The sequence below is a fragment of the Streptomyces graminofaciens genome (genome assembly GCF_030294945.1).
In the GTDB taxonomy this organism is placed as follows: Bacteria; Actinomycetota; Actinomycetes; order Streptomycetales; family Streptomycetaceae; genus Streptomyces; species Streptomyces graminofaciens.
On record NZ_AP018448.1, the window covers coordinates 5986130 to 5999373 of the forward strand.

Here is a 13244-nt window from a genome sequence, read left to right on the forward strand (position 1 = left end):
TCTCTCACATACGCGTTCGGCCGTGTCCAGGACGCTTGGCAGACCATGGCCGCCCGCGGCGAATTCACCGAACAAACCCTCGACAAGTTCGGTCTGTTGCTCAAACGCTGCGAGCGCTACATGCAGCTGCGCGGCGTCGTGGTCCTCGGCGATGTCACCACCGATCTGGCAGAGGACTTCGTCACCGCCCGCGGCCGCAGCCGCCACGGCCGCGTCACCGACTCCGCGGCGGCCACGATGCGGCTACGCCGCTCAGTAGTCCGTACCGCCTACCGCACCCTGCGCGAGCTCGGTCTGAGCGACGCCGACCCCGCCCGGGACATCGTCCTGCCCGCTCGTGCGATCGGCGGTGTCCGGCCGCTGGCCGAGGACGAGGTCATCGATCTGCGCCACCGCGCCTCGTTCGTCACCCGTCCCAGCCGCCATGGAGCCGCCGCCGCGCTCGCGCTGGCCGGCGGGCACAGCGGGGAGATCGGGCACATCCGCGTACGAGACCTCGACGTCAACCACCGCCGTGTGTGGATGCACGGCTCCACCAAGGTGGACGCACGCTGGTGCCCCCTGGACGACTGGGGCCTCAACGTCCTGACCAGCCGCGCCGAGTTCGTCAGCGCGCGGCAGCTGCGCAAGGAGTCCGCGCCGAACGCCCGCCTGGCCGTGTCCGACCGGCACGGATCCGACGCCTACTTGCAGGCACGTGCCTGTGTCGCCCTGGGCGACCTCCTCAGGCGCATCGGCCTGGGCGACCAGGAAGATGTCAAACCGTCCTCGATCACCGCCTGGGCGGCGGTCGCGGAGTTCGAGCGCACCGGGCGCATCGAGGACGCAGCCCGTCGCCTCGGCCTGCGCTCCCTGGACCGAGCCGCAGCGGTCGTCGGCTACACATGGCGTACCTCCAGCGCTGAGGACGGGCAGGAGGCGGTCGGTGCCTGACGATGTCTTCGGCGATGCCCTCCCTCAATATCTCCGGCCCAGCAGGAAGCGCCAGCTGAGCGACAAGGAACAGCGCACCCAGCCACAGCGGATCGCGGACTGCCTCGACGAGACCCTCATCTACGAGATGGCCGAACAGCTGCCCGCGCCGGCCAGTATCGGCTGCCCCCGCAAGTACCCAGCAGTCGTCTACCTCCTGCTCGCCTCCCTGATGACCGTCACCGGCTCCAAACGCTCCGCCGTCGGCAGCCTCGACGGCAGACAGTGGCGGGCCGTCCGTGCCTCCGTACGGCGGCACGCCGGACGCACCGCAGCCGCCTTGCTGCCGCTCACCCCGCCGAGCCGCAACCAGTACCTGTACGCCGAAGAGAAGCTTTTGGCCCCCAGCATCGAGACGCTGCAGCACCTCTTCGAGCAGCATGCCGTCCAACAGGCCCTGCACCAGGGCCTGTTCCCGGAGGATGCCACACGGAACTGGGTGAGACCCGAACGCCGTCAGCTTCTTGTCGGCGACGCCACTGTCCCCAAAGCACCCTCCAAAGCGGAACACGCCTACACAGTCGACACCACAACCGGGGAGATACGCAGGCACCGCGTAGACCCCGCAGCTCGTCTCTACTACGAGAACGGTGAGAAGGAGAAGCGCCCCGCGCGGGGCACGAAGTGGTTCTTCGCCTCAGCCCGTGACGACGGCTACTGGCAACGCGTCATCCTGACCGTCCGGCATGTCTCCGGCGGCGAATACGAGGACGAGGCCGCCGTCGCAGTACGCTCCTTCACGCAGCTCAGCCGCCTGTTGCCCGGCTGTATGGGCGTCATCTACGACGGAGCGTTCCGCGGCGTCCACCGCGACGCCCTCGCCCGCCTCGGCCTGCTGGTCATCAACCACCAGCACGGATCCGTCAAACCCCGGGCCTACGAACTCCTGCGCTTCGGCCGCTGCCGCCACGATCTATGGTGCGACCAGGGTCGTATAGCCGAACGCGTCCTCCTCGACGACGGCACAAGCACACTGCTCCCAGTCCCCGTCAGCCGCCTCGAACACCGACAAGGTCGTACGAAGTCGCGCTGGTACCACCTGCTGCTCATCCCCTGCCGCCACGGCGCACATCCGCACCGCGTCCAGGTCGGAATCACCACGACTCCCGATGACCGCGTCGGCACGGATCCGGCCACCGGCCGCAGGCACAAGAGCGACACCGAACGCGACTTCCACCGCGCCGAACACCTTCAGCAGATCCCGGAGTCCACCCTCACCCACCAGCAGATCTACCCCTACCGCAGCGACTCCGAGTCCGTACACAATCAGTTGGACCAGAGCATGTGGAACAACCGCATGATCTCCTACGGGCTCGAACGCCAGAAGGTCTTCCTCCTCGGCTTCGCCCTCGCTCAGAACGCCACCAGCCGGCGCATCTTCCTGGAGCGGTCAAAGACCGTACAAGCTGAATGTGCGGGGCGGAAGGTGGCGTAGTCCGGCACGCTGTTGTCGTACCGCCGTCATCAGCGCGCCGTGGTGCTACCTGTTCCGACGGCCTCGCCCCAGTGGACCGGGCCGCCCATGCACGCGGAGAATGCGTCGTCGTCGCTGCCGCCAGGTGTGATGACCCGCAGCGACAGGGTGGCGACGCCTTCGTCCCCAGATGCCACTGCCGCGAGTCGGCTCCTCGGGTGTGAACACATCAAAATTCGTACCGCCCGTGACACAGCTGACGGACCGCGGATTCCACGGTCCGGGTACCGTTGTGATGCCGAGACCGTCATTATTCTGGCAGGTCAGCGGTGTTGTGGTGCAGGGAGTGGTGGTCGAGGTCGACGTCCAGGACCGGGGTGTCAGCGATGAACAGCAGCTGGATCTTGCCGCGTTCGGCGGCCTGCGCGTAACGCACGAACTGGTCCATGTCCGTGTAGCTGTTCAGGTTCGCACCGGGCAGCCGCCAGGCCCCCGGATCCGCCGTTGAACTGCATGCCCAGGATCACCTGTCAGCTTGTCATGGCCACTCCTCAGACGCAGCGATGTGTGCCCGCCCGCCGAATGGTTCCGGCAGTCGGTGGAACTACTGCTTGCTGAGGACTCCCGGTGTGTCATGCAGGACCACGCTCCACTGCAGCGGAACCCGCTCCGTGCGGAGCGTGTTCACCGGTGCCTCCGGGTCGGCCATGCCGAAGGAGATCCCGAACAGCAGCTTGAGCTCCGCGCGGACGCCCAGGAACTCGCGGACGGTGTCGGCGTAGACGCCGAGGACGGTCTGCGGGATGCCAGCCAGCCCCCGGGCCGCCAGCGAGAGCAGGAAGTTCTGTGCGTACATGCCGATGTCGCCGGCCGTCCGCACCCCGTCTCCGAGCGCCGGCATGAACAGGAACGCGGCATGGGGAGCCCCGTAGAACTCCAGGTTCTCGCGGACCGCCGCCCTCCTGCCGTCCCGGTCCGAGCGCTCGACGCCCCGGGCCCGGTAGACACTCGCACCCAGGGCCTGCGACCGCTCGAGGTACAGGCCCTCGCCGTAGCCATCGGTGAAATCCGGGGAGGTCCGCCCCTCCTCCTCGGCCCGGAGCAGCTCTTTGCCCAGGGCGTCGCGCGCCGCACCCGAGACGACGTGCACCGTCCATGGCTGGGTGTTGCTGTTCGAGGGGGCGGTCTGTGCGTCTTCTAGCACGCCGCGGATGTCCGTAGGAGACAGAGCAGTGGGCAGGAACCGCCGCGGGGAGCGTCGGGAGCGTGCGATGTCGGTGAAGGGTGATGCGGTGCCGGGCAAGGCGGTTCCTCTCCGTGGCGCGCAGTCGCCGCCACGGCGGCCGCGGCACAGCGCAGTACGGCAGGCCACACGAGGCGGCAGTCGGCGTGAGGGCCGGATGCGAGATGCGCTCTTGCCGCTATCTGCAGGCTTGCGGATGTTCGCAGGCAGCGGGGTGCCGAGGCTGCAGCGTGGGGGGGGCGGTGCGCTCTTCGTGTTCGTCTTTGTGCGTTCGTGGCGTGCCGCTGCTGCCGCTCTCGTGCCGTTGCGTGCACGAGTGCCGCGTCGGGTGACTCAGCGGTGGGCGGCGCGGTTCATCTCGACGATGTCGTCGAGAGTGGGATTGGCACCGCGGGCGGCGATGCGTTCCGGGAGGCTGTCGCGGATGGCCGCGTCCTTGGCGCGGTCGGCCGCGGCCAGGGCCGCCGGCAGTTCGTCGAGGGTCAGTTCGGTGCAGTAGGCGGGGCTATTGGGCTGCTGGCGCCAGGAGTCGGCCAGTGTGCCCGCGTCGTAGGGGTCGAAGCCGGTGTCGTCCACAAGCTGCATGGCCACGCGCCGCGCCTCGTCGGAGTCGCCGGCGACGGGGATGGCGAGGCGGCCGGGCGTTCCGGCCGGGACGCCCCGGGTCTGCTGTGTTCCGGCCAGGGCTGCGTTCCACGCCTTGACCACGGGGCGCCCGAGCAGCTCGGCGGTGTACACGCTCTCCACCTGGCCGTTGTCCACCGCCTCGATCGGGTCGCTGAGCATGCCGGGGTAGTAGTTCGAGGTGTCGATGACCACCGTCTCGTCGGGCACCGACGCGAACAGGTCCGCCAGCTGGCCCGCCACTCCGAACGGGATCGACAGGACGATGACGTCCCGGTTCTGGACGGCGGCGTCGGCGAGCTGCACCGCGCGGGCCCCGGACTCCAGCACCTCCGCCCGGACGGCCTCGGGGCCGCGGGCGTCGGCCACCTGGACGTCGTGACCGGCCGTGCTGAGCTTGGCAGCGAGGTTTCCTCCGATGGCGCCAGCGCCTATGACAGTAATTTTCATGACTTGTTCCTTAAGGAGGTTGTGCCGCCCCTGAGGGCAGCACGATGTGATGGATGGGTGGTGGTGCCGCCTGGCCTTGCGGGGCGGAGCAGGGTGCCTGGCGGCTTTACGCCTGGGTGTCCTGCTGGCGGTAGCCGCTCGCGATGAGCGTGCGGAGCCGGTCGAGCGACTCCTCCTCGGTACCGGTGCCCTTGATCCAGGCAACGGAACAGGCCGCGAGGAACAGGTCGTTGCCCCGCACCGAGGAGCGCACGCGCCCCGCGAGCTGCGCGGCTCGCACGTATTGATCGGTGGTGGCGATGAGGGTGTCGCAGGGAATGGTGAGCGGGTTGTCTGGTTCCTGCGCCCGGGCCGCGGCCATGAGCGGGTCGGGCAGACCGCTGTAGGCGCTGAGGTACTCCTCCATCGCGCGCAGCCACTGCTCCAACGCCTCGGCCGGGTCACCGAGTTGCTCGATGTCCGCCTGGCGGGCCACCAACTCTTCGGAGCGGGTCTGCAGCACGGCCGCCAGCAGTGCCTCCCGGGTGGGGAAGTGCCGGTACAGGGTGCCGGGCCCGACGCCTGCCTCCTTGGCCACCGCTTCGAGGGAGGTGCCGACCCCGTGCTGCAGGAAGTGACGCTGCGCGGTCTCCAGGAGGGCCGCGCGGTTGCGCTGGACGTCCGCGCGGGGCTTGCGTCCCCGCTGCTCAGCGACGCTCATGCGCCCTCCTGACTGCCGTGATCCTGCGGCCGCATCAAAACGGATGCTGCCTCCGTACTTAGTCGAGAGTAAAACGGAGGCAGCGTCCGGTCAAATGGGCGGCTCGAGCGCGAAGCACTGACATCGCAGGGGGCCGACATATTCGGCCGTAGAGCGCAGGCAGAAGCCGTGCGGGCTGCACCAGTCCAGGGTGCCCATGTCCGGCCCCTCCCGCGCCGAGCCCGGCCCGGTCCCCCGGTCCCGGACGTCAGGGGGTGAGCTGCTGGTGCCCGATGACGGAGAGCAGTTCGAGTTTGCTGTGGCTCTCCGTGCCGGGGCGGGTGGTCAGCACCACCAGGGTCTGGGCGCGGTTCTCGGTGTACAGGAGCTGGGCGTCGACGTCGATGCGGCCGAGTTCGGGATGGAGGAGGGTGTTGCAGTCGCCGTAGCGGGCGACTTCCTGAAGTTCCCACATGCGGACGAACTCGGGGCTGTGTTCCTGGAGTTCGGCGAGGATCCGGGCGGCTCGGGGGGTGTCGCTGCCGGCGGTCAGCGCGGCCCGCAGGCGTGCTGCCTGGGCGCGGCCGTGGCTTTCGTGGGTCTCCTCGGGATACACCAGTCGCTCGGCGGGGTCCATGAACCAGCGGTAGTAGCCGCTGCTGGCCAGACCGGTGTGGCGGGTCTGGTCGCCGAGCAGCGCGATGGCCAGGGGGTTCATCGCGAGAGTGTCGGACAGGTCGGTCGTTACCAGGGCCGGGGTGTCGTCCAGGCGGTCCAGGACCCGCATCAGGGTCGGGCTGACATGTTCGGAGCGGTGGAAGCGGGCCGGAGCGTTGTGGCCGATGAGGGCGAAGAGATGGTCGCATTCGTCCAGCGTCAGCCGCAATGCCCGGGCGAGAGCCGCGGTGATCTGCACGGAGGGCTGCGGAGCACGCTGCTGTTCCAGCCGGGCGTAGTAGTCGGTGGACATGCCGGCGAGCTGCGCGACCTCCTCACGTCGCAGCCCCTGCGTACGCCTGCGCGGCCCCTCGACCAGCCCGACATCGCGGGGCCGCAGCGCCTCACGCCGATGGCGCAGGAATTCCGCCAGTTCCTTCTTGTCCATGCCACCCATCCTCGCCCCATCCCGCCGGGCTATCCAGAGACCGCCGATCCATGGCTGAGCCACTCCTCTCCCAGCCGCGCGAAGCCGCTCACACGGCCGACACCGAGGGCGTTCTCAGCGAGACGACCCGATGATCATCAGCCCTGCGTGATCCGCTGGGAGATTCACCAGCTGTCGGCAGTGCGCCGGAGGCCGTCGGCATGGCAGACAGCTGGCCGCGACATTGCCCCGTCGAGGACACCCAACGCTTGACCGGCCCCGGGCCTCGTCGCCCGGCCCGGCTGGCACGACGAAGTTCGCCGTGTCAGCCGGGCGCTCGCGTGCCCCTCGGCGCTCGGACGGAGCCGGTCGCCTCCAGTGCGACGACCGGGGCGGAGCCGAAGGCGCTTCCGTACCGTTCCGCGGCCTCGGTGAGGAGCTCCCCGAGGCGGATCCTGCTCGCGTTGGTCCATGATGCGGCTCAACAGGACCCGCCCGCGTGCTGTTGTTCCGCGTCTGTCACAGGTCGGTCAGCTGCCGCTGATCATGGCGAGGACCTCGTCGTAGGAGCCGTTGGCCTGTGCGTCGCGGAGGAACCTGGCGCGCTCGACGACAATCTCCTTCGCGTCGGGCTTCTCGCGCAGCAGGTCGAGAGCCTCGGTGAGGAAATCGTCCAACGGCATGGATTGCTCGTTGTCCTGCTGGCCCATCAGGGTCGTGCGTACAGCCGGCGGGACCACCTCGATCACCTGGACGCCGGCGTCAGCGCCGGCGAGCTGGATGCGCAGGCTCTCGGAGAAGGAGTGCAGCGCGGCCTTGGTCGCGCTGTAGGTCGGTGTGAACGGGAGCGGTACGAACGCCAGCGCGGAGGTGACGTTCACGACGGCCGCGTCGTCCTTGCCCGAAAGCAGCGGCAGGAAAGCGTACGTCATCCGGATCGTGCCGAGCAGATTGGTCGCGATGTGATCCTCCGCGGCCTGGAGTCCGGCCGGGTCGAGGACGCTCTCCAGCAGCTGAATGCCGGCGTTGTTGACCAGGATGTTCAGCCCGGGGTGGCTCGCCGCCACGGTCTCACGGGCCCGGGCGATCGAGGAGGGGTCGGCGACATCGAGGACGAGGGCGTCGATGCCGGGGTGCTCGGCCGTGATCTCGTCGAGGAGTTCTTTGCGCCGGCCGGCGACGATCACCTTGTTGCCTGCCTCGTGCAGACGCAGGGCCAGACCGAGGCCGATGCCCGAGGTTCCGCCGGTGATCAGGATCGTGTTGCCGGTCATCTTCATGGGGGACTTGCTCCTTCGGTACGGCGGGCCGGTGAGCGCCCGCAGCCTCGACCGTAGGAGCGCCCGCGCAGCGGCGGGAGAGGACGGTTTATCCATGGGTCGGCGGTCTCTGTCTCGTGAAGCGAACGCCGGCCGTCGGGCTGGGTCCTGCAGAAGCCGGACGGCGGCCGCGGTCCCGGCCGAGGCGTCGTCCACGCCGTCGACTGCGAGGAAGCACCCACCGGGGCGCCGCTGCCGACCCCGGGCCAGGCACTGGACGCCGCGGAGCATCCCGGTACCCGGCTGTGCCCCCTGTGCAGCCCATGCTCGACGTCCCGTACCAGCTGGTTGAGCACGTCTCGTAGCTCACGACCGCAGCTCTTTCTCGTGCGCGATCTCCATGGTGGCCGGCTGGGGAGGATTGTCGGTCCATGGACATGTGATCCTCTCCCGCCCCCGCCGATACACCCCCATAGTCGAGACTGCCGGGCGCGCCCGGCCCCTGCGGCGAAGGAGAGTATCGCCGAGGTCAACGGCGCCTACGACCAGGTGCTGGCCCTGCTGAGCGGCGCCAAGGCCTGATCCAGCAACGCACAAAATGGAGAGCCGAACGTGAAACCCACGAATGAAGACACCGTCGAAATCAGCAGGGTCGTGGCGCTGTGGGCGCACATCATGGACGACCACGAACTGGACCGTCTCGGCGAATGCCTCACCGAAGACGCGGTGTGGGACGGCAGCGTCTTCGGCGGTGACCCGGTCGTCGGGCTGGACGCGATCGCGGCCTTCATGAACGCCCCCGGACACGCGAAGGCCCACCACACGACGAACATCGTCGTGTCGGAAGGCCCGGGCGACGAGGTGCGGGCCCGATCCAAAGGACTGAGCCTGCTGGAGGGCGGCGATGTCGCCAGCGTCGTATACGCCGACGACCTGCGACGCACCGATGACGGCTGGCGCATTTCCCGGCGGGCCATCCATCTCACCTGGCCACGTCGCTTCTAGGGGTGCTTGCAAAAGCCGGGTGCTTGCGGGCGAGTGTCATGCAATGGGCGAGTTGCAGTAAGGCGTCGTGCATGTCCTCGCGTGCTCCCACCGGATCCACAGGCGGCGAGGGCCACGGAGCCAGGCGTTGGCGGACTCGGCGTCCCAGCGGACCTTGCCCGGACCCGAGCCGTGCGGCCGGCTCCGTCGAGCGATCTCCGGTGTGATGCCACGCTCGCGCAGTCGGCGGCGATAGAGGTCGTAGTCCTGGCCGCGGTCGGCATACAGCATCCTGGGTTTGCGCCGGGGGCGGCCCCGCTTGCCCGCACCGGCCCAAGGCTGTCGATCAGCGTCAGAAGCCCGGTGACATCGTGGCGGTGACCGCCGGTCAGAGACACCCGCAGCGGAGTGCCGCGGGCATCGGTCAGCACGTGATGCTTCGAACCCGGCCGCCCGCGGTCAACCGGGCTCGGACCGACTTTCGGGCTGCTTCGTCCCCGCTTGGCCTGCACATGAGAGGCGTCGACGGTGGCGCGGGAGAAGTCGAGACGGTCCGCCGCCCGCAACCCGTCCAGCAGCACCCGCTGGAGCTCCTCCCACACCCCTGCCTCCTGCCACTCGGCCAGCCGCCGCCAGCGGGCAGGACCCGAACCGAACCCCAACTCCTGCGGCAGGAACTCTCACTGGACACCTGTGTACAGGCGAACAACACACCCTGGAGCGTCCTGCGGTCATCTCTCCGCTTACGCCCCCGGTATCGGAACCGCCGCTCATGCTTCGGCAACAGCGGCTCGATCACCACCCACAACCCGTCACTGACCTCCCACGGCTTCCGCCGCGCCATGGTCACACCCCACAGAAAACACGGGATTACGTACATCTCCGCCGTAGCGCAACACGATCTTTCTGCACGGACCCCAAAAAAAGGACGTAACGCCGCCATGAACGCTTTCACCACCGCCGTAGCCGTCGGGTCGGAGGAGCCGCTCAGCCCCGGCTACGACGCGGCGACCAAGGACGACGCCGAGTTCAACAAGTACTTCCGGCACGGCTTCATCACCATCGACGACGTGCAGATGCACTACGTCATCGGCGGCGACGGCCCGCAGGTCATGGTGCTGCTGCACGGCTGGCCGCAGAGCTGGTACGAGTTCCGCCCGATCATGCCCTCACTGCTGCCCGGCCGCACCGTCATCGCCATCGACCTGCCGGGCATGGGCGACTCGACCGGAAACCCGCCCTCCATGACCAAGACGGTCCTGGCCACGTACGTCCACAAGCTGCTCAACCACCTGGGCCACCACGAGAACGTACAGGTCGTCGGCCACGACTTCGGCCTCAACGTCGCCTACCCACTGGCCGCCCAGCACCGCGACCAGGTGGCGGGCCTGTTCCTCATGGACGGCGGCCTCGTCGGCAAGAACCTGAAGTTCGCCACCCTCGCATCGGTATCTTGGCACTTCTCCTTCTTCTTGCAGAATCCGCTCGCCGAGGAACTGGTCACCGGCCGGGTCGAAACCTTCCTCACCCACTTCTTCCAGAGTGTGAAGACCGCCGGCGAGAACGTCTCCGACGACGAACTCGCCGAGTTTGTCCGGGTGTTCTCCCGCCCCCAGGTCCTGCACGCCGGCTTCGAGCTCTACCGGACCCTGACCCAGGACGAGGCCGACAACACCACACTCCAGGACACCCCGCTGACCATCCCGGTCCACATGATCACCCAGGCCGCCCTCGCCGACGTGTTCCTGCCGCCCATCCATGACGCCGCCCCCCACGCCACCTCCGCCGTCGTCCCCGGCGCCGGACACTTCCTCGCCCACGAAGCACCCGACCGCGTCCTGGCCGAGATCAACGCCTTCTACCCCACCTCCACCCCCTGACCAAAAAGCACCACACGACCACATGACGTCCAAACCATCCGATGCCAGAACTCGCGCGGTCCCTGAACGGCGACCTCGAAAGCCGGCACACCGAGGCCAACGTAAATGGCGCCTGACGACGTCTCAGCCGGATCGCACCTGCCGGCATCCGCGGACGAGTGGATCCGCACCCCGGTCGGGGAACACGTCGAGGTGCAGTCCGCGAGCGGTGGGACGGGCGTGGCGACCGCGCTCGTCGGCGGCGCACCGATCCGCCGGTCCGACCCGGCGAGCTGTCCGGGTCCGTCCCTGGGCGTCACGCTGGAGGCGTGGGGTCCGGCGGGCGGGCCGGTCCGTGGGCAGACCGCCGAGTTGATGATCACCTGACCGATGCCGTCCGTGGCGCTGCATTTCTGGCACGACGCAGGTGGCAGCCGTCACCACGACGCCTACTTCCCCGCCTGCCCGGGAGTGCGGCGGCACGACGACCGGGTCACCATGACCCAGCGCGGCACGGTGATCGTGAACAGCCGTCCGGACTCCACCCTGAACCGCCCGGGGGTTCGGATCGGATGAGGAGCGCGGGAGGGCGGCGGTGTCGCCAGCGTCGTCCACGCCGACGACCTGCGACGCACCGATGCCGGCTTCCAGTGAGGTGTCTGTTGCCTGGCGTCACCACCTGTGGCAGTTGACTGGCTTTCAGGAGAGCAGAAGGCCGGTACGCGCGGTTCGCCGACGAGCCCTCCATTCAGGAGCCGGAGGGGTTCTCCGGCTGGACGTGGTGGCCTTGGAACAGACCCGGGCCAAGCGCCGGTCTCACAACCGGCTGGGCCGCGGTGCAGTGGGGCACTGTACGGATGCCGGCACCTTCTTGTCGGCGCCGGCCGACGTGCCGCCGGGGGTGGCGGGGTTCGTCGCGGAGCAGTTGGAGACAGGGGCGAGACACGAGGGCCTCTCACGGGTCACCGCGTCGGCCCCCGTACCTCCTCACATGGAAATTGCGCGGTTCAGGCGGACAAGGTATTCCGCGTCCGGTTGCACGCCGGCCCCGAAGCGTTCCCGGATCACGGCGAGCCCGAGGTCACGCCGCTTCGGTGATCGCGCCGCGTCGGCCGTCGCCAGTGCGTCCGGCAGCTCTTGACGGGTGAGATCCGTGCAGTAGGCGGGTGTGCCGGGCTGCTGCCGCCACGATTCCGCGAGCGGCCCCGCATCAAAGGCGTCGAACCCGGTGTCCTCCACGAGTGCCATGGCCAGGTCACGCTCGCGCGGACTGTCGGCCGCGACGGGGAGCGAGATGCGGTCCGCACTTCCCACCGGCTTGTTCCTGTGCGCGAACGACTCGGCTCCGATCGAGTTCCACGCCTTGACGATGGGCCGGCCCAGCAGCTTTGCAACCCACACGCTCTCGGCCTGGCCGGCCTCGATCGCCGCGATTCCGTTGTCCCGATGCGGGAAGTAGTTCGACGTGTCGATGACCACCGTGTCAGCCGGAACCTTGGCGATCAGTGGTGCGACCTGCGAAATGCGGGCGAAGGGAATCGAGAGGACCACGGCGTCGACGTCCGCTACGGCTTCCGCCGCTGTCACCGCTCGTCCGCCCGAGGCCAGTACGTCCGCCTCGATCGTCTCCGGGCCGCGCGAATTGGCCGCCTTCACCTCGTGCCCGGCCGCGCTCAACCGCCTGGTCAACGTCTTGCCGATGTTCCCGGTGCCGAGAATGCCGATCTTCATGGTGAAACTCCTTGTCCGGAACGGAACCCCGGTTTCGGTGACCGGGGTTCCCGGGCTTGGTCCCTGCGGCGCGACCGGGGCTGCGGCCGATCGCGGACGCGGTGGTGTCAGTGGGTGATGGCGACCTTGCCGAAGTGAGCGCCGCTCTTCGTGCTCGTCGTGTGTGTTCGTGGTGTGCCGGCATTGCCGCCCTCGTGCCGTCGCGTCCGCGAGAGTCGCGTCGGGCGACTCAGCGGTGGGCGGCGCGGTTCATCTCGACGACGTCATCGACGGTGGGGTTGGCCGGGAGGGCGGCGAAGCGTTCCGGGAGGCTGTCGCGGATGGCCGCGCCCTTGCCGCGGTCGGCCGCGGGAAGCTCGTCGAGGGGCAGTTCGGTGCAGTAGGCGGGGCTGTTCGGCTGCTGGCGCCAGGAGTCGGCCAGCATGCCGGCGTCGTAGCCGGTGTCGTCCACGAGCCGCATGGCCACACGCCGCGCCTCCTCAAAGTCGCCGGTGACGGAGCTGGCGAGGCTGCCGGGCGTCCCGGCCGGAACGCCCCGGATGCGCTCAGGAGGGCAGCGCGGTTGCGCTGGACGACCGCGCGGGGCTTACGTCCCCGCTGTTCACCGGCGCTCATGCACCCTCCTGCCTGCCGTGATCCTGCGGCCGCATCAAAACGGATGCCGCCTCCGCCTATCTGCGAGAGTAAAACGGAGGCTGCATCCGGTCAAACCGGCGGCCCGACCACGGAGTCCGGACAGCCCAGGGGCCCACCTGTCTGGCCGCAGCGCGCAGGACAAGAGCCGTGCGGAAGTGGGTGCGCGGGGTGCCGCGCCGCCGGACCCGACGACTTCCGGCGTCCTGGACCGTGACCCGCATGCATCACCAGCGCCCCTGGCCGGATTCGCCACACAGGTCTCCAGCTTGTTCGGCCCCTCCCGCGCCGAGCCCGGCCCGGTCCCCCCAG

The 13244-nt window shown here is 68.9% G+C and carries 15 protein-coding genes and 2 pseudogenes; 7 read left to right on the plus strand and 10 right to left on the minus strand.

All coding sequences use genetic code 11. From position 1 onward, the window contains the following. Positions 1-45: 45 nt before the first annotated feature. Both SGFS_RS25570 and SGFS_RS25575 read left to right on the plus strand, forming a co-directional pair. A complete protein-coding gene (locus SGFS_RS25570; RefSeq protein WP_286253744.1) occupies positions 46-933 on the plus strand; it encodes a hypothetical protein in 888 nt (295 codons plus the stop codon). Then, complete coding sequence (locus tag SGFS_RS25575) at positions 926-2407, plus strand: hypothetical protein (protein ID WP_286253747.1); 1482 nt, start codon at positions 926-928, stop codon at positions 2405-2407. The genes SGFS_RS25570 and SGFS_RS25575 overlap by 8 nt, the downstream gene beginning before the upstream one ends. Positions 2408-2436: 29 nt before the next feature. Here the strand turns inward: SGFS_RS25575 and SGFS_RS25580 are convergent, their stop codons facing one another. The 7 genes from SGFS_RS25580 to SGFS_RS25610 form a co-directional block, all read right to left on the minus strand. Beyond that, positions 2437-2583, minus strand: a complete 147-nt coding sequence (locus tag SGFS_RS25580) for a hypothetical protein (RefSeq protein WP_286253749.1) — start codon at positions 2581-2583, stop codon at positions 2437-2439. Between the two features lie 113 nt (positions 2584-2696). Beyond that, positions 2697-2834: a hypothetical protein gene (locus tag SGFS_RS25585; protein ID WP_286253751.1), complete on the minus strand. Its 138-nt coding sequence runs from the start codon at positions 2832-2834 to the stop codon at positions 2697-2699. A gap of 156 nt (positions 2835-2990) precedes the next feature. Then, complete coding sequence (locus tag SGFS_RS25590; RefSeq protein WP_286253753.1) at positions 2991-3689, minus strand: nitroreductase; 699 nt, start codon at positions 3687-3689, stop codon at positions 2991-2993. Between the two features lie 273 nt (positions 3690-3962). Then, the gene (locus tag SGFS_RS25595; protein ID WP_286253754.1) at positions 3963-4703 is read right to left on the minus strand and encodes an NADPH-dependent F420 reductase; all 741 of its coding nucleotides are present in this window, start codon (positions 4701-4703) and stop codon (positions 3963-3965) included. A gap of 106 nt (positions 4704-4809) precedes the next feature. After that, positions 4810-5403 carry a TetR/AcrR family transcriptional regulator gene (locus SGFS_RS25600; protein ID WP_286253755.1) on the minus strand — a complete coding sequence of 198 codons (594 nt, stop codon included), beginning with the start codon at positions 5401-5403 and terminating at the stop codon, positions 4810-4812. Positions 5404-5650: 247 nt separating this feature from the next. Then, a complete protein-coding gene (locus tag SGFS_RS25605) occupies positions 5651-6487 on the minus strand; it encodes a helix-turn-helix transcriptional regulator (protein ID WP_286253757.1) in 837 nt (278 codons plus the stop codon). A gap of 509 nt (positions 6488-6996) precedes the next feature. Then, entirely contained in the window at positions 6997-7746 is a 750-nt protein-coding gene (locus SGFS_RS25610) for an SDR family oxidoreductase (RefSeq protein WP_286253758.1), read from the minus strand. A 123-nt stretch (positions 7747-7869) separates the two neighbouring features. Here SGFS_RS25610 and SGFS_RS25615 point away from each other — a divergent pair. Then, positions 7870-8043 (plus strand): annotated as a pseudogene (locus SGFS_RS25615) (DUF6233 domain-containing protein); the annotation flags it as partial. Positions 8044-8337: 294 nt separating this feature from the next. Next, positions 8338-8730, plus strand: a complete 393-nt coding sequence (locus tag SGFS_RS25620) for a nuclear transport factor 2 family protein (protein ID WP_185007536.1) — start codon at positions 8338-8340, stop codon at positions 8728-8730. Here the strand turns inward: SGFS_RS25620 and SGFS_RS25625 are convergent. Then, positions 8708-9553 (minus strand): annotated as a pseudogene (locus tag SGFS_RS25625) (IS5 family transposase). The gene SGFS_RS25620 and the pseudogene SGFS_RS25625 overlap by 23 nt on opposite strands. A gap of 97 nt (positions 9554-9650) precedes the next feature. Between SGFS_RS25625 and SGFS_RS25630 the strand changes: the two are divergent. From SGFS_RS25630 to SGFS_RS25640, 3 genes are all read left to right on the plus strand, one after another. Next, positions 9651-10589 (plus strand): alpha/beta fold hydrolase, encoded by a 939-nt coding sequence (locus SGFS_RS25630; protein WP_286253764.1) that lies wholly within the window; start codon positions 9651-9653, stop codon positions 10587-10589. 105 nt (positions 10590-10694) lie between these two features. Continuing rightward, positions 10695-10955, plus strand: coding sequence for a hypothetical protein (locus tag SGFS_RS25635; protein WP_286253765.1), 261 nt, complete (start codon positions 10695-10697; stop codon positions 10953-10955). A gap of 12 nt (positions 10956-10967) precedes the next feature. Next, positions 10968-11144 carry a hypothetical protein gene (locus SGFS_RS25640; protein WP_286253766.1) on the plus strand — a complete coding sequence of 59 codons (177 nt, stop codon included), beginning with the start codon at positions 10968-10970 and terminating at the stop codon, positions 11142-11144. A gap of 411 nt (positions 11145-11555) precedes the next feature. Here the strand turns inward: SGFS_RS25640 and SGFS_RS25645 are convergent, their stop codons facing one another. Further along, on the minus strand, positions 11556-12299 hold the full coding sequence (locus tag SGFS_RS25645; protein WP_185007532.1) for an NADPH-dependent F420 reductase: 744 nt from the start codon (positions 12297-12299) through the stop codon (positions 11556-11558). Positions 12300-12528: 229 nt separating this feature from the next. Next, positions 12529-12765 carry an NAD(P)-binding domain-containing protein gene (locus SGFS_RS25650; RefSeq protein WP_286253768.1) on the minus strand — a complete coding sequence of 79 codons (237 nt, stop codon included), beginning with the start codon at positions 12763-12765 and terminating at the stop codon, positions 12529-12531. Positions 12766-13244: the final 479 nt, after the last annotated feature.

Coding starts and splice junctions, on each gene's coding strand:
- SGFS_RS25570 (WP_286253744.1), top strand. CDS start 46: ATGGCCGCCCGCGGCGAATTCACCGAACAAACCCTCGACAAGTTCGGT.
- SGFS_RS25585 (WP_286253751.1), bottom strand. CDS start 2,834: ATGGACCAGTTCGTGCGTTACGCGCAGGCCGCCGAACGCGGCAAGATC.
- SGFS_RS25595 (WP_286253754.1), bottom strand. CDS start 4,703: ATGAAAATTACTGTCATAGGCGCTGGCGCCATCGGAGGAAACCTCGCT.
- SGFS_RS25600 (WP_286253755.1), bottom strand. CDS start 5,403: ATGAGCGTCGCTGAGCAGCGGGGACGCAAGCCCCGCGCGGACGTCCAG.
- SGFS_RS25605 (WP_286253757.1), bottom strand. CDS start 6,487: ATGGACAAGAAGGAACTGGCGGAATTCCTGCGCCATCGGCGTGAGGCG.
- SGFS_RS25610 (WP_286253758.1), bottom strand. CDS start 7,746: ATGAAGATGACCGGCAACACGATCCTGATCACCGGCGGAACCTCGGGC.
- SGFS_RS25630 (WP_286253764.1), top strand. CDS start 9,651: ATGAACGCTTTCACCACCGCCGTAGCCGTCGGGTCGGAGGAGCCGCTC.
- SGFS_RS25635 (WP_286253765.1), top strand. CDS start 10,695: ATGGCGCCTGACGACGTCTCAGCCGGATCGCACCTGCCGGCATCCGCG.
- SGFS_RS25645 (WP_185007532.1), bottom strand. CDS start 12,299: ATGAAGATCGGCATTCTCGGCACCGGGAACATCGGCAAGACGTTGACC.